Here is a 19,131-nt window from a genome sequence, read left to right on the forward strand (position 1 = left end):
GGGTCTATTTTAGATTCGGCGATAATGGCATTAAGATTTATTAAAGGCGAATGAAGTTACGATAATTTTTTCGTGTAATTAAGATTAATCCGTAAGTGATTTTAATCAAATGAAAATAATTTACGGGCGAATCTCGTTGTTAATAAACCGGATAAACATCATGGTTTTTAAATGAATCTGAACCGGCTATTCATACCTTGTCTATAGTTAACAAATAATTAAATGAAACAGGATGGGAAATATTTATGATCACAGTGCATCATTTGGATAATTCACGTTCGCAGCGAATCTTATGGATGCTGGAAGAGCTGAGCGTTCCCTACGAAATTCAGCGTTATCAGCGGGACGAAAAGTCGATGCTGGCCCCCGCTTCGCTGAAAAAAGTGCATCCTCTGGGCAAATCGCCGGTGCTGGAAGACAACGGGCTGATCCTCGCGGAGTCCGGTGCCATCATCGAATACTTGCAGGAAGTTTATGATGAGGCCGGGACGCTCAAACCGGCGGCCTTCGCTGAGCGCCAGCAATACCGCTACTGGATGCATTATTCGGAAGGTTCGCTGATGCCGTTGCTGGTGATGAAACTGATTTTCAGCCGTTTAGGCAAGCCGCCGATGCCGTGGCTGATTCGCCCTATTGCGGGTGCGATCGGGCAGGGGGTGCAGAAAAACTATCTGGATAAACAGATTTATACCCACATGGATTATCTGGAACATCATCTCGCCACGCATCCTTATTTCGCCGGTTATCAGTTCAGCGCGGCAGATATTCAGATGAGTTTCCCGATAGAGGCAATAAATGCACGCGCCGGGCTCGGGAAGTACCCACACTTAAATGCATGGTTATCGAATGTGACGGGGCGTCCTGCTTATCAAAAGGCACTGGAAAATGGCGGACCCTTCACTATATTGCGTTAACTGTCAGGACTATTTTGTTGCGCTCAGGCGATGGGTGAGGGATGCCATGAGCGCAATATAATAAACCCTGAAAATAATCCTGTTATTTGCCGCGCAATTTCTCTGCGATTTTTTTCGTTTTTCCTTCCACGCACTTTTATCCCGCCAAAACCCCGTCTGATAACGCTGATGCGCAACCGTTACCGCACAGTAAATCGCCAGCCGGATGAATTTGCACCACAACCGCGTTTTTATTGACCGGACAACGGTAAAATGTCGTCGAACGTAGTTGAAATGAGGGGTTTAAAGGCCGGATAATCGTTTGCTTAATTATTTTGTCCCGCCATATGCGATGTGAGTTAAACGTTTGCCTTGTCAGTCTGACGCTGATTTCGGCGGTTTCAGGCGACGGGTAAGGAAGCGAACGTGCAGAAACGATTTCATAATGACCACGCCGGCTAATCAGTCAAGACATTCAGAGGATTTTCCATGTCGAGTCAACACCCTCAGACGGGCAGCGCAGTTGCGCCAAAAGGCCCGTTTGATGCATTTTTCAAAATCAGTGCGCGTGGCAGCAACGTCCGCCAGGAAGTGATCGCCGGTTTAACGACGTTTCTGGCGATGGTCTATTCGGTGATTGTTGTGCCGTCCATGCTGGGCAAAGCCGGATTTTCGCCGAGCGCGGTGTTTGTCGCGACCTGTCTGGTTGCCGGTTTTGGCTCCCTGCTGATGGGCTTGTGGGCAAATCTGCCGCTGGCGATTGGCTGTGCAATTTCTCTGACGGCGTTTACGGCATTCAGCCTGGTGCTCGGTCAGCACATCAGCGTACCGGTGGCGTTAGGCGCGGTGTTCCTGATGGGCGTGCTGTTCACGATTATCTCAGTCACGGGCATCCGCTCGTGGATTTTGCGCAACCTGCCGGCCGGCGTTGCGCATGGAACCGGCATCGGTATCGGCCTGTTCCTGTTGTTAATCGCTGCTAACGGCGTTGGCCTGGTGGTGAAAAACCCGCTGGACGGTTTGCCGGTCGCGCTAGGCGCATTTACCTCTTTCCCGGTGGTGATGACGTTGCTCGGTCTGGCGGTGATCTTCGGTTTTGAGAAACTGCGTGTTCCCGGCGGCATTTTGCTGGTGATCATCGCGATTTCCATTATTGGCCTGATTTTCGACCCAGCGGTGAAATATCAGGGCCTGTTCGCGATGCCTTCACTGGCAGGCGCAGACGGCAAATCGGTCATTTTCGACCTCGATATCATGGGCGCGCTGAAAGCCGCCGTGCTGCCCAGCGTTCTGGCGCTGGTCATGACGGCGGTCTTTGATGCCACCGGCACCATCCGCGCCGTTGCCGGGCAGGCAAACCTGCTCGACGAAAACGGCCAGATCATCAGCGGCGGCAAAGCCCTGACGGCTGACTCCGTAAGCAGCATTTTTGCCTCTCTGGTCGGCGCATCACCGGCTGCGGTTTACATTGAATCCGCAGCGGGTACAGCGGCAGGCGGCAAAACCGGCCTGACGGCCACCGTGGTCGGCGTGCTGTTCCTGCTGATGTTGTTCCTGTCTCCGCTGTCCTATCTGGTTCCGGCTTACGCGACAGCGCCAGCGCTGATGTACGTCGGCCTGCTGATGCTCAGCAACGTGACCAAACTGGACTTCAACGACTTCGTCGATGCGATGTCCGGTTTACTGTGTGCGGTATTCATTGTGCTGACCTGTAACATTGTCACCGGCATCATGCTGGGCTTCAGCGCGCTGGTGATTGGCCGCATCTTCTCCGGCGAATGGCGCAAACTGAACGTCGGAACGGTGATTATCGCCGTGGCGTTGGTGGTGTTTTATGCCGGTGGATGGGCGATCTGAATGCCAGACCGGGCATTCGGGGCGGTTTTTGTCCGATTGCATCGGGGCTTTTAGCTCTGGTCAAGAGGATCTGCACGCTACTATTAGCGATTTTTAAAGACAGACTGGCGTAAGTTTCGGTTTTTCATGTGCGGTTATCACATGGCCTTTCGCGCCGAAACCGAGCAGAGAGGAAAGTGCTTTTCCTCTCTGCACTCTCCTCGCTTTTTTTACTGCGCGCTGTCGCTGGCTGGCTATGTTTCAGCGACTCTAGCTAGTGCCGCAAACGCCGCCGCTGCGCGGTGCTCTCGCCTCGGGTTCGAACCTGCTCGAAAAAAGACTCTCGCCGTTTCTCACTCCTCGCTCGACGTCGTTTTGAAAGCGGCCACTGGCTTCTCTCAATTCAAATGCAGACTGGTTTTATCTTTAAGAAGGGTAAGCTGGCGCGCTCAAAATCCAGCTGAACGGAGCGGCTTCGAGACCTATGGCTCGAAGACCGAGTGAAGGCAGCACGAAGTGCCTGGATTTGCGCCACACGCTGGAGTAACAGAACACGTCCATCGACCCAGCGACAGCGCGCAGTTAAAAAAACGCAGGATTCCAAAGGGTTTCGTTTAAAACCCTTTGGGCCAGTTTGGGCGGCGAGCCCAAGGTTTTGACCTTAAAGCCAGTGTGAGTGGCAACTCAAGGTTTTGATTTTGGTTTTAAAACAGCTCTGCGCAGCCCCCAACCGCACGCATCGATTTAAATCATGCCCCCTTTTGATCTACTATTCCCCCTGTATGTGTCAGACCCCGTCTGATTGAAATCATAAAAACAAGAGTCTAAGGAAAGCATGGAAATCTTCTTTACCATTCTGATTTTGATTCTGGTGGTGTCGCTCTCCGGTGTCGTCACCAGAATGTTGCCATTTCAGGTTCCTCTTCCATTAATGCAGATCGCCGTCGGTGCGGTACTGGCCGTGCCGAGTTTTGGTCTGCATGTGGATTTCGACCCGGAACTGTTTCTCGTCCTCTTCATCCCGCCGCTGCTGTTTGCCGATGGCTGGAAAACCCCGACCCGTGAATTCCTCCACCACGGGCGCGAAATTCTCGGGCTGGCGCTGGTGCTGGTGTTACTCACCGTCGTCGGTATCGGTTATCTGATTTATATGATGGTGCCGGATATTCCGCTGGTTGCGGCCTTTGCGCTGGCGGCGGTGCTGTCACCGACCGATGCCGTGGCGTTGGGTGGGATTGTCGGCAAAGGCCGCATTCCAAAATCAATCATGGGCGTGCTCGAAGGTGAAGCGCTGATGAATGACGCGTCCGGCCTGGTATCACTCAAATTTGCGATCGCCGTGGCGATGGGCACCATGATTTTCACCGTGGGCGGCGCGACCGTTGAATTCCTCAAAGTCGCCATCGGCGGCCTGATGGCGGGTGTCGCGGTGACGTGGCTGTACAGTAAATCGCTGCGCATCATGAGCCGCTGGAGCGGCGATGACCCGGCGACACAAATCGTTTTCCTGCTGCTGCTGCCGTTCGCGTCTTACCTGATTGCCGAACATATCGGCGTGTCGGGCATTCTGGCTGCCGTCGCCGCCGGGATGACCATCAGCCAGTCAGGCATTATCCGCAACGCGCCGCTGGCGATGCGTCTGCGCGCGAACAGCGTCTGGGCGATGCTGGAATTCGTGTTCAACGGGATGGTGTTCATCATGCTCGGTTTGCAGTTGCCGGGCATTCTGGAAAACTCGATTGATCAGGCCACGCATGACCCGTCAATCGTCACCTGGCACCTGTTTGCCGACGTCGGGATTATCTATTTTGCGCTGCTGATCCTGCGTTTCGTCTGGCTGTGGGTGATGAAAAACTTCAGCAACCGCTTCCTGAAAAAGAAACCGTTGCTGTTTGGCAGCTACAGTACGCGTGAGCTGTGGGTCGCGTCGTTTGCCGGTGTTCGCGGGGCGATTACCCTCGCCGGTGTGCTGTCGATTCCGCTGTTCCTCGCCGACGGTTCGGCCTTCCCGTCGCGTTATCAACTGGTGTTCCTGGCGACGGGCGTCATTTTGTTCTCCCTGATTGCCGGTGTGATTGCCTTGCCGTTCCTGCTGAAAGGCGTGGTGGTGGCCGACGGAACGACGTATCGCGAAGAAGAGCGCATGGCGAAATCCGTGGCGGCAGAAGTGGCGATAGAAAGCCTGCATAAGATGGAAGAACGTCTGGCGGCGGATACTGAAGAAAACATCGACGAACAGACGCTGAAGGAAATCAGTTCCCGCGTGATAGGCACACTGCGACGGCGGACGGCGAATCGCGATGATATGGAAACCGCGCTGAAGCTCGAAAACTTAGAGCGCCGTTTCCGTCTGACCGCGCTGCGGGCCGAACGCGGTGAGCTTTATCATCTGCGCGCTACCCAGAAGATCAGTAACGAAACGCTGCAAAAACTGCTGCATGACCTTGATTTACTGGAAGCGTTGCTGGTCGAAAAAGAAGTCTAAAAGGGCGTCTTTCCGGCGTTAATCTGCTGCAAAAAGGGGCTTCCCGCGAAACGTGCGGGAAGCCCCTTTTTAGTAGGAAAATGTGCTTTCCTCCGGCGTGACGATACTTTCGAACCACGTCAGTTCAGAGAGTTTGGTCTGGATCCACTGTTGGGAAAATGCCTCGCCCAGCGATTCGGTTAAATACGGGCATTGCCGGAATTCATCAAGGGCGTGCTGCTGGAATAACGGCAAAACAGGCGAGCAGGCTGTGAGATCGGCCACCGGGTCGTTTTCTATTTTCTCCAGCCCGTAAAGCATCCCCGTCAGTAGGGTGGCCATCGCCAGATAAGGGTTGGCGTCTGACCCCGCCAGACGGTACTCAATGCGGCGATGCGCTTCGCCTGAACAGGGAATGCGTAATGCCGCCGAACGCTGGTTTACGCCCCAGGAATTGAACAGCGGCTCATTCAGATTTTTTCTCAACCGTCTGAATGAATTGACGTTGGGTGCCAGAATTGCCATAGACGCAGGCATCAGATTGAGCATTCCGGCGAGACAAAGGCGCATCATTTCATTCAGGTTTTTGTCGCCGGAGGCAAAAACATTATTGCCCTCTTCGTCGTTCAGGCTGATATGAAAATGCAGGCCGCTGCCTGACATCTGCGAATACGGTTTGGCCATAAAGTTGGCGTTAAACCCGAACTTGTGGGCCACGATACTGGTTAAGCGGCGAAGCGCCAGAACGTTTTCGCAAATGTCCGCAACCTGCCCGGAGTGTTGCAGGTTTAATTCAAACTGCCCGGCTTCTGCCTCACACACAATGCCTGATAAAGGCAGGTTTTGCAGCGTCGCCATCTTCTCAAGTTCTTCGATAAATGCGGCATGTTCTGACGGAACGGCTAAATGAAAACACCCGGAATTTTGTATTTTTCGGTTCTGAGCGTCTTCGAGATAAAACTCTATTTCGGGTGCGATCACCGGATATAATCCATGTTCATGGAATTTACGTAATACGTTAGCAAGAATAATCCGGGGTTCGAGCGCATAGGGATGACCCTGATCGTTCTTCATCGTCAGTAATATCTGCGCATTCTCAGCCGGATTGTGGCCACACGGACGCAATGTTCCTGCGACGGGAAAACATATTCTGTCCGGTTCATTCATGGCCAGATCATCATTCTGGTTGCCCAGCACTTTGCCCTCTTTGTCCATGGAATAAACGGACTGAGGAAAATACGCGCCTTTTTCCAGTGAAAGCAGCGAGGTAATATTCATCCTTTTCCCCCTGAACGAACCGTTGATATCATTAAGATAAACATCAATATGTTTCGTGTTCGGGTTGTTTGATAAATAACGTTCGGCTTCCTGACGAAAGACGCTGCTATTATCAGTCATCGTTTTTTCAAGGGTAAGCTGGCTTTCATTAGCTACCAATTTTGAAATTACCGGAGTATTGAATAAAGCAGGTGAGTATTTTAATAGTGAAGGCTTGAATGTCGGATTCATTTTTTTCTTTCACGCATACCTTTCGGCGATAAATTGAGATTAATTTAAGCGCAGAAAAAAGGATATATCGGCAACATAAAGATTAAAGTTGCCGGCGTAAAGAAAGTATAAATTCAAGACCCCAGGCTCGCCACTGCGCGGTATCTTCTCCCGGTCTTCGAGCCTCTTTAACGTCTTGCACCATTTTGTTAAGCAGCATTTTGTTTATTTTTTCTGCTAGAATGCCGTCGGTTATATTTTCTGTGAAGTTGTTGTATATGCAGGAAAAATCTTAATAAAAAGAACATTTGGAATTTCAATAATTCATGGCAAGGATGCAAGATGATTTATCTGACACGGGCAGCGGTTTTCGCGGGTCTTTTATTCGTATCGGGATGCAGTACGCAGACGAATATTTCTCCGCAGGCGGCGTTGCAGCCTTCGGCCAGTGCAACTACGTTACACATGCAGCGCATTTCAACGCTTGAGAGCAACGACGCGGTGTCCATCGGCGCGGAGCAGCTTCAGCCTGGCGATATTCTGCTTTCGTCGACCACGGGCGTGACGTCGCTGGGGATCCGTTTATTCAGCCTTTCGGGTGTCAGCCATGCATCGGTTTATCTGGGGAACGGGGAAGTCGCCGAAGCGGTGGGTGAAGGCGTGCAGATTGTTTCTTTAGAACAGGCGTTGTCTCACAGTAACTCGATGGTGAGTTTGCGCCATCCGGGATTTAGCGATGTACAGCTGCAACGGTTAAGATTCTTCGCGCAAAGCAAACGCGGGAAGAAATATAATTACAAAGGCATCGTGATTATCGCGCCGTATACGCTATCGCGCCGGGTTTGCGATTTGCCGGTATTCTTTGGCAAAGGCCGCAGCCAGTGTTTTGATACGCTTGCCACCGTGCAGATTGGTGATCCGGCAGATGCGCAGGAGACATTCTTCTGTTCGCAGTTTGTGATTGAAGCATTCAATTACGCAGGCAACCCGATTACCGTTTCAAACGCATTATGGATTTCACCCGCCGATTTACTCCACATGCGTGAAGGCGATATTTCCTCGTTCACTCCCGTCCAGCCCTTGCAGTACGTGGGTCATCTGAAAAAATGGAATCTCTATAACGCTGTATTTGGTTAGAAACGCCTGACCCCACGCTTTTCAAAAATGCCCCAATGGCGCGCTCAAAATCTTGCTGATTGAGTGTTTCGAGACCTGAGTCTCGAAACCGAGTGAAGGCACCGCGCAGCGGCGAGATTTGCGCCACACGCGGGTGTTGCGGAATACGTCCGTCGTCCCCGCGACAGCGCGGAGTAAAAAAGCGGGGAGAAATCCAAAAGAGGGAAAGCACTTCCCTCTTTTGGTCGGTTTCGGCTCGAAAGGCTACGTGAGCACTGCTATTGAGAAACCGAAACTTTCACTAATCTATCTTTAGGCGGCTTAAATACCGCCAAGTGTTTAAGCGTTAATGAATAACCTGCGATAAGAACTCCCGTGTCCTCGCCGACTTAGGATTCGCAAAGAACTCCAGCGGTGGCGCTTCTTCAACGATCTCCCGCGATCCATAAAGATCACCCGGTCGGCCACCGTTCTGGCAAAACCCATTTCATGCGTGACGCACAACATGGTCATGCCTTCTTCGGCCAGCGTGATCATGGTGTCGAGCACCTCTTTCACCATCTCAGGATCGAGTGCAGACGTCGGCTCATCAAACAGCATGATTTTCGGTTTCATGCACAGCGAACGGGCGATTGCCACGCGCTGCTGTTGTCCGCCGGAAAGCTGACCGGGGAATTTGTGAGCATGTTCGGCGATACGCACGCGTTTGAGGTAATGCATCGCCAGTTCTTCCGCCTCTTTCTTCGGCATCTTACGCACCCAGCACGGAGCCAGCGTGCAGTTTTGCAGCACGGTCAGATGCGGGAACAGGTTGAAGTGCTGGAATACCATCCCGACTTCGGTGCGCACGCGCTCGATGTTGCGCAAATCATCATTCAGTTCGGTGCCGTCCACCACAATGCGCCCCTGCTGATGCTCTTCCAGATGGTTAATGCAACGAATGGTCGTTGATTTACCCGAGCCGGAAGGGCCGCACAGGACGATACGTTCGCGCGGTTTCACGTTCAGATTGATGTCTTTCAATACGTGGAACTGTCCGTACCACTTGTTCACGTTTTCCAGCGTGATCATCATATTTTGTTTTTCAGTGACTTGATGGTCGCTCATGGTTTACCTCAGTGTGCGGATCGCCCGGTGTGAAAGCGTCTTTCCAAATGCTGGCTATAACGCGACATGCTAAAACAGAAAATCCAGTAGACGGCAGCGGCGAAGACGTAGCCTTCGGTCGACATGCCGAGCCATTCAGGATCGACGGTGGCTTGCTGGACGCTGCTGAACAGGTCGAACAGACCGATAATGATCACCAGACTGGTGTCTTTAAACAACGCAATGATGGTGTTGACCAGACCCGGTATCACCATTTTCAGCGCCTGCGGCAGAATGACTAAACCCTGCGTTTTCCAGTAGCCGAGTGCCAGCGATTCGGCGGCTTCGGTCTGGCCTTTCGGCAGTGCCTGCAAACCGCCGCGCACCACTTCCGCGACATATGCCGACTGGAACAGCACCACACCCACCAGTGCGCGCACCAGTTTGTCGATGTTGGTTCCTTCGGTCATGAACAGCGGCAGCATCACCGAGGACATGAACAGCACGGTAATCAGCGGTACACCGCGCCAGAACTCGATGAAAATCACCGACAGAATACGCACGATCGGCAGACGCGAACGTCGTGCCAGCGCCAGCAAAATCCCCAGCGGTAACGCACCGGCGATACCGACGGCGGCAATGATCAGCGTCAGCGTCAGGCCGCCCCACTGGCGGGTTTCGACGAGGCTCAGACCCAATAATCCGCCGTACAGCATGATCCAGGTGAAAATCGGGAACAGAACAATCCAGGCCGTGATATAGCGCCCGCGACGTGGCATGGCTTTGAAGAAAATCGGTGCCAGCGTCAGCAGACCGACAATCAGGGTGACGTTGATGCGCCAGCGCTGATCAAACGGATACAGTCCGTACATGAACTGCCCGAAACGTGCATGGATAAACACCCAGCATGCGCCGGCTTTGGTGCAGTCCGTTCTTGCGGTGCCGACCCAGTTGGCCTGGAAAATCACCCAGTTCAGCAGGGGAGGGATCACCAGCCACATCAGCCAGATACAAAACAGTGTCAGCAGGCTGTTAAACCAGCTGGAGAACAGATTTTTGCGCGCCCACAGCACGGCAGTCCCGACTGGCGTACCGGGCTTGACGGCTCTGACTCCGGGAGGAAGTGTTGTCATCGTCATGGGTTTCCCTTAACGCTCGACCAGCGCAATACGCCGGTTATAAATATTCATCAGGAAGGAGATGATCAGGCTGATAATCAGGTAAACGGACATCGTGATGGCAATAGTTTCAATCGCCTGACCGGTCTGGTTGAGCACGGTACCGGCAAACAGCGACACCATATCGGGATAGCCGATGGCAGCCGCCAGAGAGGAGTTTTTCACGATATTCAGATACTGGCTGGTCAGCGGCGGAATAATCACCCGCATGGCCTGCGGCAAAATAACCTGACGCAGCGTCACCGGATTCGGCAGGCCAAGCGAACGGGCGGCTTCATGCTGACCGTGCGAGACCGACTGTATGCCTGAACGGATCACTTCCGCGATAAACGTGGAGGTATAGACCGACAGCGCCAGGGTCAGCGCCGCCAGTTCCGGGATGAGTACCATGCCGCCACGGAAGTTAAATCCGCGCAGCGCAGGCATATCCCAGTGCAGCGCGGGCCCGAAAATTAGGTGAGCCAGCCCCGGCAGGACGATAAGCATCACGACAGCCCACGGCCAGATGCGCCAGACGCGTCCGGTGTGGATCTGACGAAAATGGTTATAGCGTTTTAGCGCCACGATCCCGGCAATCGCCAGCAGCAGCGCGATAAAACCCGCGAGGCTGCCCGGTGCCAGTTCAGGAGACGGCAAATACAGGCCGCGGTTGCTGACGAAAATCGTGTCAAAAGCGTTCAGGCTCTGACGCGGACCCGGCAGGTTTCGCAACACGGCGAAGTACCAGAAGAAGATTTGCAGCAGCGGTGGAATATTACGGAAAGTCTCAATGTATACCGTCGAAACTTTACGGATCAGCCAGTTATCGGAGAGACGTCCTAAACCGATAATGAAGCCGAGAATCGAAGCGAAAACGATACACAGGGCGGAAACCAGCAATGTATTCAGCAGACCTATAACAAATACGCGTGCGTAGGTGTCACCTTCCTGGAAATCGATAAGATGCTGAACAATGCCGAAACCGGCACCTTTTTCAAGAAACGCGAATCCCGAGGTGATCCCTCGTGTAGTCAGATTGGTAATGGTGTTGTGGAGCAGGTAACCGAGACAGGCTACCAGCAACACCACCGCGAAAATTTGGTAAATCCAGGCTCGAACGGCTGGGTTGGTCAGCGAGAACGATCCTTTTCCGGTTGGGCGTTGCGACATCGACATATAGGGTGAACCTCAATATGCGGTAAATCCGTGGAAGTGATGCACCGGGGAACGACCGGTGCATCAACATCCTTAAAGCATTTCAATCACGGGAATATCTGACTTCATAAGCGAAGGATATTTAACGGACTGGTGGTGCGTACTGAATACCGCCTGCATTCCACAATGCGTTCTGGCCACGTTTGATTTTCAGCTCGCTGCCCTGACCGACGTTGCGCTCAAAGCTTTCGCCGTAGTTACCGACTTGTTTAACGATTTTCACCACCCAGTCATTAGGCACTTTCAGATCAGCACCGTAAGTCCCGGTTTTGCCCAGCAGGTTGCTCATGTCAGGCGTGGTCGGGTTAGCGGCCAGTTGCTCAACGTTTTTAGACGTTACGCCCATTTCTTCGGCATTCAGCATGGCGTACAGCGACCAGCGCACCACGGCCAGCCAGTCTTCATCACCACGACGAACGACCGGGCCCAGAGGTTCTTTAGAGATCACTTCTGGCAGAACGATGAACTCGTCAGGTTTGCCGAGTTTGATACGCAGTGCGTACAGCTGTGACTGGTCGGATGCCAGGGTATCGCAACGGCCTGAGTCCAGCGCTTTCGCACTTTCGTCTGAACGGTCGAAGGTCACCGGCGTATACGTCATTTTGTTGGCCTTGAAGTAATCTGCTACGTTCAGCTCGGTATCCGTGCCGGCCTGAAGGCAAACGGTTGCGCCGTCCAGCTCTTTCGCGCTTTTCAGACCCGCTTTCTTGTGGGTCAGGAAGCCGATACCGTCGTAGTAGTTCACGCCGGCGAAGATCATCCCCATGCCCGCATCGCGGGAAGAGGTCCAGGTGGTATTACGGGACAGGATATCCACTTCGCCAGACTGCAGGGCGGTGAAGCGCTCTTTTGCGGTCAGCGGGGTGTATTTCACTTTCTCAGCATCACCAAACACGGCAGCAGCCACCGCGCGACAGACGTCAACATCGATACCGGTGAATTTGCCTTTGGAGTCAGCGTAGGAGAAGCCTGGCAGGCCGTCACTGATACCGCATTGAACAAATCCTTTCTTTTTAACAGCATCCAAAGTGGTACCTGCGTGAGCCTGGCCAGCCAGAGTCACGAAACTTGCTGCGGCAATCAGCGTTGAGAGCAATATTTTTTTCATTAAGCGTCCTGTGAGACAAACTGAAAATTATTATTGTGTGAGTGCCGGAGCACCCTGTCTGTTTATGGGGCAACGCCCTCTGCACCTGTCTTTGCAAAGGGAGTGCCAACATGCAAAACGCCCGATCAATCAAGTCACCTTGAGGCTTTGCACAGTAACATTGATGGGCGTTATAAAATTTATTGCCCCGTTTGGGTGCGCGGTCAATGTGAACGCCTTAAAACGGTGCGGTATATTTCAATATTGGAGTGCAGATCGCGGTCTTTGAAGAAGGGGGAAACAGGACGTCATATTGGGTAAAAAAATGAGGCAAAACGATGAAGTCATCCCTCAGACCCGAAGGCCTGAGAGACATTTTGAAAAGATGTTGTTCAGAGTACGGACTTTATGAGTGCAGCCACCAGCGGCGGAAGCCGACCCTGTAGTGCGGCGCGTTCGGGTTGGAACAGTGTGGCGACAAAAAACGGATGTTCCGGCAATTCGATGGCGCGAACTTCACCGGCGGCATCGTACCCGACCATTTTCATCGGCTGAGCCTCCAGCGCGGCCTGAAATTCTGTATTGATGCCATAGCGGCAGTGGTAGCCTTCTTCGGCCTCCGTTTTGCCGTAAGCGCGTGCGGGAATACTGCCCGGCACAAACGTGATGGCACTTTTGACTTCCACCATTTCGCAAGACAGCGCGCTGATGACCAGACGGCCTTCGGTGTCGGTTTCACCGTGTCCGGCATCCTGCCAGTCCATGACGTTTCGTGCATATTCAATGATGGCGTGCTGGAATCCGCCGCAGGTGCCCAGGAAAGGTTTGCGATTTTCACGGGCAAAACGGATGGCGCTCAGCGCCCCTTCGGTTGAGCGGTACGGGCTGCCTGGGACAGACCAAAAGGCATCGTAAGTGTTGAGAATTTCAGGGGTAATTGTGTTGGTTGCGAGCCAGTCGGCGTGTATTTCTATGCTGAAGTGTTGTGCTGCGAGGTCGATGGCAAGGGGGATAGCTTGATGGGCTGTAAATGCGGAGTTGTAATCTCCGACCAGCGCCAGACGTACTAAGGTTTTCATCACTTCTCTCCAGGGCAGGTAAAAAGAGAGGTTACAGAAATGGGATTAATTTGTCGTTTGAAAAATTCTCAATCGCATTTTTTGTTGCACAGCAGGCATTAAAAAACCCACGCAAGGTGGGTTTACCGGAGGCGGCCTGACATCTTCATCCGGCCTTATTTTTTGTCGCCCTTAATTAATTTACGTGCAGCGGCGATCTGGTCGTTGTCCGGCGCTTTCGCTTTGGCATTATTGAGCGCGGTGCTGAGGCCTGACCGGCCCCAGAGATCGAAGCTGTCGTCATCTTTGAGATGGTCAAAGATGGAAGGTGTCGCATCGGGTTTTTTAGCCATAAGAAGATGAGTCTCGCGTATAGGTTTTCAACGAAAAACCCGATGCAGTGGCATCGGGCCTGATATCTTATTGCGTAAGCGGCTATCGATAAAGCGAAGGCGCTCCCGCCGGACGAGTTTTGAAGCGTCGGTGCAACCAGAGATACTGGTCTGGCGCACGCATGATCTCTTTTTCAATCACGCGGTTCATGTAAGCGGCTGCGGCCATTTCGTCGTCAATCGGGTAATCCTCTAGTTGCGGCTGGATCACCAGTTCGTAACCTTTTCCGTCAGGCTTACGTATCAGAACCACCGTCACCAGCGCTGGTTTTGCCAGACGTGCCAGCATAAATGTGCCGCTGGTGGTGGCGGCCTGATCAACGGCAAACAGCGGCGCGAAGACGCTGCCGCGCGGGCCGTAATCCTGATCCGGTGCAAACCACACGGCTTCGCCCTTTTTCAGCGCGTGGACCATGCCGCGTAAATCTTTGCGATCCAGCATCGCTTTGTTCGAACGCATGCGGCCCCAGGTCTGCACAAACTCCATCGCTTTATTGTTATGCGGACGGTACATCGCCATCATCGGCTGACATAAACCCATCGCACGGCCGCCGAGTTCCAGTGACATGAAGTGAACACCGATAACCAGCACGCCTTGTTTGTTTTCCTGCGCCTTTTTCAGGTTTTGCAGGCCGGTGACATCAAACCAGCGTTTGACGCGGGCATCAGACCAGAACCAGGCCATCCCGGTTTCCAGCAAACCCATGCCGAGCGATTCAAAATTGCTGACAATCCGGGCTTCGACCTGTTCGGCAGGCAAGTCCGGGAAGCACAGTTGCAGGTTGCGGCGGGCAATCGACACACGGCGCTTCAGAAAACGCATGGACGTGCGGCCAAGCCAGATCCCGAGCCTGTAAAGGACTGGATAAGGAAGCTGAACCAGCAGGAACAAGACACCCAACCCAAACCAGGTGAGCCAGTAGCGTGGATGTAAGAATGATGCACTAAAGCGAGGAGAAGTCATAAAACCCTAATCATCTGCATAAAAAACCGGAGTTACGCGTAAGGAAATAGCTCAGTCGCGATACGAATTGTCTGGCAAAAACTGGGACAACAGACGCTCAAAAATGTTTTGAAAACGACATGTGTTGACGCAATTTTTACTTTGTACAGACAGTGCTAAAAGGCGGGATCGCGAAGCTGAAGGGCTATCCGTAGGCGTTGAGCGGAGCGAACACGACTCTTAACGTAAGTATAGCATGGCGGGCTCTCTAACCGGAGAGGGGAGTTGTCCGATAAGTGCACTCTTTACCGTTTATTTACGCCCATTTTGGGCTGTTTTAACGAAAGTGTTGTGGAAAGAAGGGGCTGCTTTTCTGAAGTTTAATCACGCTTTACAGAAAACGCAGCGTGCTTCGGGTGGGAAACACGCTGCGAGGGAAAGTCAGCGGTATAACGGATTATTCATAACGGAATAACGGCCGCTGCCGTACAGCGCAATCACGACGGCTGCCATGAAGTAATACACGATATCTTCAATCGCCCACGCACCGACCGGTGACAGCGCGAAAGTGTGGTTAATGCCTACCATCAGCCAGGCCACGATCATCGTTGCCGCCGCCGACAAGGCGGCCAGACGGGTGAAAATCCCCAAAATCATCATGATCGGGGCAATCACTTCTCCGATAATCACGCCATATGCCACGAACGCCGGAATGCCGTACCCGGCCAGCATACCCTGAATGCCGCCGAGACCGTCGTGCAGCTTATGCCAGCCATGGAAAATCAGCAGGCCATAAGTAATTCGCAGCAGTAAAATGGCTAAATCAGGTTTGTTCAGCGCAGTGGTAAAACGGATATAAAGTTGCTTCATCATTGTCACTCCCAGAGACGTTTTTTTGTCTCTATAAAGTAATTCCTAATTGCCAACCTAAGGAGAGAATTATTCTCATTTGGGTTGATCTGGGTTAAGTTTTGTTCAGTTAATCCGGAGCCATGAAAAAGCGTGAAAAAAGAGGTCACTCTGATGGAGCCGGTGCGGGGAATCAGGGCAGGCATAGCTAATTCCTGTCAATAAGAAAATTTTTTAAACTTGAAGCTAATTCATTTTTTGAAGGCGCATCAAAAAAGCAGCAGAACTATTAAATAAAACGATCGACAGGATTTAAAGTATTTATTGTTATTGTTATTTATATCGATGTTTAATGTCTGGTTCCTCAATGGCAGTAAGTTATATTGTTATTTTATATGGTTTGGCAATTTAAATGAAATGGAACAAATAACATGTAAAGGATTATTCAATGCATACCCTGCTCTTGCCTATGATAACCACCTCTTTTCATATCATCAGCGTAGTCTATTTTGCTCTCTCAATTCCTTCTCTGTATCTGATGGCGCATAAAAAAGTAGATTCCCGAATTTGCCAGATAGGTATCGGCATTTTTAGCGGGCTGATTGCGAATTATATTTATAAAAACACTTTACTCAGCAGCGATGCCCTGCTGGGGCTGACGCTGTGTCCTATTGTTTTGGTGTCACTGATTTTTGGTCCGTATGCGTTGTTCTTTGGCGGACTCACCCATTTGTTAAGGGTAATAGGCAGGGAAAAATTTTATCTTTCCTTAATCGATGTCGATTTCTTCAAGGTCGTCAACGACACCTACGGGCACCTTACCGGAGATAAAGTTCTGGTAGAAATCGCGGCGCTGATTGGCGGCAACATTCGCAGCAGCGATTATCTCGGGCGCTTTGGCGGCGAAGAATTCATGTTGATCATCGATGCCCCCGACAAGAAAACAGCGGAAAGCACACTGGAACGTTTGCTACGGGCTGTGCGCTGTAATGAATTCGTCAATTTTGAGGGCGACACGACGCTCAGCCTCACTATCTCAGCGGGTGTGGCGTTGTGCGAAAAAAACTGCATGCCGGATACGGTGATCAACAGTGCCGATACCGCGCTTTACAAGGCCAAAGAAGGCGGCCGGGATCGGGTTGAGTTTGGCGTTGTCCGTTCTTCGGGGGAACGTTGAACCAACAAAAAAGGCGCTCTCCTTGCGGAAAAGCGCCTTTTCAAGACAACGACTGATTAGTATCAGTTCATGCCGTAGGTTCAAATTATCAGTTCTCGCGTTTTCTCATGGTTATTTAATAACGTTTTATTTCAATGTATTACTGTGTTTTGTGGTTCTACACTGTTCCAGTGCTTTTTGACGTTTTGTCATTATTGCGGCAGAATGTGTATAAACATCTGTATAAATACTTGGGGCATGTATGGCTGGCGAACTCAATAAGTTGAGTGATAAGAGGTTAAAAAACCTTCAGGGAACATCACGCCAGAATATAGAGTTCATTGCCGATGGTGCTGGTCTAAGCGCTAAATGTTCTAAAGTGGGCGGGATCAGTTGGGTGTTCACGTACCGATTGGTCGGTAAGAAATTGTATCGCGTCACCCTTGGCAACTATCCCGACATGAGCCTTAAGCTGGCACGAGAAGCCCGAGATAAATGCCGTTCCTGGCTGGCTGATGGTAAAGACCCCAAGATGCAGTTTAATCTTACAATGGAAGAAAGCTTAAAACCGGTGACTGTGAAAGAGGCTTTGACATATTGGATTAATGAATATGCCACCAATAACCGAACCAATGTTGAGAGGCATAAGGCCCAGCTTGAAAAGCATATCTTTCCTTACATTGGGAAAATGGCATTATCCGATTGTGAAACTCGTTATTGGCTTAAGTGCTTTGACCGTATTAAGCGGGAATCTCCCGTGGCTGCTGGGTATGTTTTTCAAATGTGTAAGCAAGCCCTTAAGTTTTGCCGTGTACGTCGATTTGCAGTAAGTAACTGGCTAGATGATTTAACTATCCCTGATGTAGGAAAGAAACAACAAAAAAGAGACAGGGTTCTGACTGATTATGAATTAGGCCAGCTATGGACAGCCGCAAATAACCAAAATTTTTTCTCACCATATTACTCTTCACTTTTGATTATCTTGATCACGTTTGGTTGTCGATCACAAGAAGCTAGGCTATCTGAATGGCAAGAATGGGATTTAGAACAATGGTTATGGACTGTACCAAAAGAGCATAGTAAATCAGGAGAAAAAATTATCAGGCCTGTACCATTACAAATACGCGACTTCATTACAGAACTTAATAAAAATACTAAAAATACTGGTTATGTGTTAGGTACTTTGAAAAAGTCTGAGGCCGTAAGTCAGACGGGGCGACAAATGCATAAAAGGCTTGAGCAAGTTGAGCCTTGGACTTTACACGATCTCCGCCGTTCTCTGGCTACTAAGTTGAATGAGCTTGGAATAGCTCCGCATGTGGTAGAGCAATTATTAGGACATTCTATGCCCGGCGTGATGGCTATTTATAATCGGAGCCAATATCTAACTGAAAAGCTCGATGCTTTAAATAAATGGATTGAAAGGTTGGATGTGTTATCAGGGATGCATGAGAATGTGGTCATTTTAAATTTAAAGAAGGTCATATCATGACAAGTTTTATTAAGCTTGGTATCTTCGAACGCGAAGCCAAAACTCCAGCGTTGAATGTTAAGCAATTATCGCTTCTACTATGCGGAGAAGATCCGGATACTAAAACGGCAGAAATTCCAGAAAATAAAACAGAGGCTTATAACATTTATTATCGACATATCAGCAAGTGGCTATCCGCTTCTGATCTTTTCCGAGGCGGGAATGGCGCTGCTCATGAAGCTGATTACATGTTTGCATTAGCTTATCCAATGATTGATAGCGAATTAACCCCCGAGCCAATTCAAAGGAGATGCTTGGAAGCTGTAGAGCTTGTCGCCATAAGAAATAGTGGTAAAGACCATCTTCTCCGAATGGGAGGTGTCGAACTTTATCAGGTAGGCCTTGAGCTAAGTAAAAATAAGCGTGGTTTACACCGAAAGGAAGATGAGCGAGATAATACGGATAAGTTAATTGGTTTGTTGGTGAAACTACTTTCTAAGAAAATCGGGCATTCATACGGGAATGTGCATAAACCGGTTATTGCTACTATTTATAACGATTTAGTTAAGTTGGCAGAAGATGAAAAAATATCTATGACTGGAATGTCGAAATCTACTATATACAAGAAAATAGGTGACTCTCTACTTGCTCTTGAATATGAATCGGAGTGATTAGCTAAGCGGAACCATTATTATTGGGCGATATAGTTCGCCTAAGTTCCTCAGCGTTCGTCATTGTTCGCCAACGCTTGTTTTTCAGGAGCAGCTTTTTGCACCTGATTCATATGTCTGAAGAAGTACGAGTAAGACTTACAGCGCCGTCAAACCTATGGAAACCCCTTTGAACCCCTCCAAAACCCTTACAACACCTATGAACACCTATGAACGCTTGATAACACTTGATAACGATTTACTTCGTTT

General features: G+C 50.7%; 15 protein-coding genes and 1 pseudogene. 7 read left to right on the plus strand and 9 right to left on the minus strand.

The window, feature by feature from the left end; translation table 11 throughout:
• Positions 1-245 precede the first annotated feature (245 nt).
• From ACM5QY_RS06380 to ACM5QY_RS06390, 3 genes are all read left to right on the plus strand, one after another.
• The gene (locus tag ACM5QY_RS06380) at positions 246-914 is read left to right on the plus strand and encodes a glutathione S-transferase family protein (protein WP_416119766.1); all 669 of its coding nucleotides are present in this window, start codon (positions 246-248) and stop codon (positions 912-914) included.
• A 468-nt stretch (positions 915-1,382) separates the two neighbouring features.
• Positions 1,383-2,750, plus strand: a complete 1,368-nt coding sequence (locus tag ACM5QY_RS06385) for an NCS2 family permease (protein ID WP_416119767.1) — start codon at positions 1,383-1,385, stop codon at positions 2,748-2,750.
• Between the two features lie 814 nt (positions 2,751-3,564).
• Complete coding sequence (locus tag ACM5QY_RS06390; RefSeq protein WP_104924212.1) at positions 3,565-5,214, plus strand: Na+/H+ antiporter; 1,650 nt, start codon at positions 3,565-3,567, stop codon at positions 5,212-5,214.
• Between the two features lie 69 nt (positions 5,215-5,283).
• Here the strand turns inward: ACM5QY_RS06390 and ACM5QY_RS06395 are convergent, their stop codons facing one another.
• On the minus strand, positions 5,284-6,702 hold the full coding sequence (locus ACM5QY_RS06395; RefSeq protein ID WP_416119769.1) for a glutamine synthetase family protein: 1,419 nt from the start codon (positions 6,700-6,702) through the stop codon (positions 5,284-5,286).
• A 321-nt stretch (positions 6,703-7,023) separates the two neighbouring features.
• On the opposite strand from ACM5QY_RS06395, the gene ACM5QY_RS06400 reads away from it, so the two are divergent.
• Entirely contained in the window at positions 7,024-7,818 is a 795-nt protein-coding gene (locus tag ACM5QY_RS06400) for a YaeF family permuted papain-like enzyme (RefSeq protein WP_416119770.1), read from the plus strand.
• A 325-nt stretch (positions 7,819-8,143) separates the two neighbouring features.
• Here ACM5QY_RS06400 and ACM5QY_RS06405 read toward each other — a convergent pair.
• The 8 genes and pseudogenes from ACM5QY_RS06405 to ACM5QY_RS06440 form a co-directional block, all read right to left on the minus strand.
• Positions 8,144-8,904 (minus strand): annotated as a pseudogene (locus tag ACM5QY_RS06405) (amino acid ABC transporter ATP-binding protein).
• 8 nt (positions 8,905-8,912) lie between these two features.
• Positions 8,913-10,022 carry an amino acid ABC transporter permease gene (locus tag ACM5QY_RS06410; protein ID WP_416119772.1) on the minus strand — a complete coding sequence of 370 codons (1,110 nt, stop codon included), beginning with the start codon at positions 10,020-10,022 and terminating at the stop codon, positions 8,913-8,915.
• Between the two features lie 9 nt (positions 10,023-10,031).
• Complete coding sequence (locus tag ACM5QY_RS06415; RefSeq protein WP_416122828.1) at positions 10,032-11,210, minus strand: amino acid ABC transporter permease; 1,179 nt, start codon at positions 11,208-11,210, stop codon at positions 10,032-10,034.
• A gap of 127 nt (positions 11,211-11,337) precedes the next feature.
• Positions 11,338-12,363 (minus strand): amino acid ABC transporter substrate-binding protein, encoded by a 1,026-nt coding sequence (locus tag ACM5QY_RS06420; RefSeq protein WP_416119773.1) that lies wholly within the window; start codon positions 12,361-12,363, stop codon positions 11,338-11,340.
• 371 nt (positions 12,364-12,734) lie between these two features.
• Positions 12,735-13,421, minus strand: coding sequence for a CTP synthase C-terminal region-related (seleno)protein (locus ACM5QY_RS06425; protein ID WP_416119774.1), 687 nt, complete (start codon positions 13,419-13,421; stop codon positions 12,735-12,737).
• A gap of 155 nt (positions 13,422-13,576) precedes the next feature.
• Positions 13,577-13,753: a hypothetical protein gene (locus ACM5QY_RS06430; protein WP_192938031.1), complete on the minus strand. Its 177-nt coding sequence runs from the start codon at positions 13,751-13,753 to the stop codon at positions 13,577-13,579.
• A gap of 82 nt (positions 13,754-13,835) precedes the next feature.
• The gene (gene lpxP / locus ACM5QY_RS06435) at positions 13,836-14,756 is read right to left on the minus strand and encodes a kdo(2)-lipid IV(A) palmitoleoyltransferase (RefSeq protein ID WP_416119775.1); all 921 of its coding nucleotides are present in this window, start codon (positions 14,754-14,756) and stop codon (positions 13,836-13,838) included.
• Positions 14,757-15,176: 420 nt separating this feature from the next.
• Positions 15,177-15,605 carry a DoxX family protein gene (locus tag ACM5QY_RS06440; protein ID WP_416122829.1) on the minus strand — a complete coding sequence of 143 codons (429 nt, stop codon included), beginning with the start codon at positions 15,603-15,605 and terminating at the stop codon, positions 15,177-15,179.
• A 427-nt stretch (positions 15,606-16,032) separates the two neighbouring features.
• Here ACM5QY_RS06440 and ACM5QY_RS06445 point away from each other — a divergent pair, with 427 nt between their 5' ends.
• From ACM5QY_RS06445 to ACM5QY_RS06455, 3 genes are all read left to right on the plus strand, one after another.
• Positions 16,033-16,761: a GGDEF domain-containing protein gene (locus ACM5QY_RS06445; protein WP_416119776.1), complete on the plus strand. Its 729-nt coding sequence runs from the start codon at positions 16,033-16,035 to the stop codon at positions 16,759-16,761.
• A 241-nt stretch (positions 16,762-17,002) separates the two neighbouring features.
• Positions 17,003-18,232 carry a tyrosine-type recombinase/integrase gene (locus tag ACM5QY_RS06450; protein WP_416119777.1) on the plus strand — a complete coding sequence of 410 codons (1,230 nt, stop codon included), beginning with the start codon at positions 17,003-17,005 and terminating at the stop codon, positions 18,230-18,232.
• Complete coding sequence (locus ACM5QY_RS06455; RefSeq protein ID WP_416119778.1) at positions 18,229-18,882, plus strand: hypothetical protein; 654 nt, start codon at positions 18,229-18,231, stop codon at positions 18,880-18,882. Before ACM5QY_RS06450 ends, ACM5QY_RS06455 begins: the two co-directional genes overlap by 4 nt.
• Positions 18,883-19,131: the final 249 nt, after the last annotated feature.

This window comes from Rahnella sp. PCH160 (assembly GCF_047784855.1).
Lineage (GTDB): Bacteria > Pseudomonadota > Gammaproteobacteria > Enterobacterales > Enterobacteriaceae > Rahnella.

Bases quoted from the DNA above. Each gene is read 5' to 3' on its own strand.
- ACM5QY_RS06450 (WP_416119777.1), top strand. From the start codon at position 17,003: ATGGCTGGCGAACTCAATAAGTTGAGTGATAAGAGGTTAAAAAACCTT.
- lpxP (WP_416119775.1), bottom strand. From the start codon at position 14,756: ATGACTTCTCCTCGCTTTAGTGCATCATTCTTACATCCACGCTACTGG.
- ACM5QY_RS06385 (WP_416119767.1), top strand. From the start codon at position 1,383: ATGTCGAGTCAACACCCTCAGACGGGCAGCGCAGTTGCGCCAAAAGGC.
- ACM5QY_RS06440 (WP_416122829.1), bottom strand. From the start codon at position 15,605: ATGAAGCAACTTTATATCCGTTTTACCACTGCGCTGAACAAACCTGAT.
- ACM5QY_RS06400 (WP_416119770.1), top strand. From the start codon at position 7,024: ATGATTTATCTGACACGGGCAGCGGTTTTCGCGGGTCTTTTATTCGTA.
- ACM5QY_RS06380 (WP_416119766.1), top strand. From the start codon at position 246: ATGATCACAGTGCATCATTTGGATAATTCACGTTCGCAGCGAATCTTA.
- ACM5QY_RS06430 (WP_192938031.1), bottom strand. From the start codon at position 13,753: ATGGCTAAAAAACCCGATGCGACACCTTCCATCTTTGACCATCTCAAA.
- ACM5QY_RS06410 (WP_416119772.1), bottom strand. From the start codon at position 10,022: ATGACGATGACAACACTTCCTCCCGGAGTCAGAGCCGTCAAGCCCGGT.
- ACM5QY_RS06445 (WP_416119776.1), top strand. From the start codon at position 16,033: ATGCATACCCTGCTCTTGCCTATGATAACCACCTCTTTTCATATCATC.
- ACM5QY_RS06395 (WP_416119769.1), bottom strand. From the start codon at position 6,702: ATGAATCCGACATTCAAGCCTTCACTATTAAAATACTCACCTGCTTTA.
- ACM5QY_RS06420 (WP_416119773.1), bottom strand. From the start codon at position 12,363: ATGAAAAAAATATTGCTCTCAACGCTGATTGCCGCAGCAAGTTTCGTG.
- ACM5QY_RS06390 (WP_104924212.1), top strand. From the start codon at position 3,565: ATGGAAATCTTCTTTACCATTCTGATTTTGATTCTGGTGGTGTCGCTC.
- ACM5QY_RS06425 (WP_416119774.1), bottom strand. From the start codon at position 13,421: ATGAAAACCTTAGTACGTCTGGCGCTGGTCGGAGATTACAACTCCGCA.
- ACM5QY_RS06455 (WP_416119778.1), top strand. From the start codon at position 18,229: ATGACAAGTTTTATTAAGCTTGGTATCTTCGAACGCGAAGCCAAAACT.
- ACM5QY_RS06415 (WP_416122828.1), bottom strand. From the start codon at position 11,210: ATGTCGCAACGCCCAACCGGAAAAGGATCGTTCTCGCTGACCAACCCA.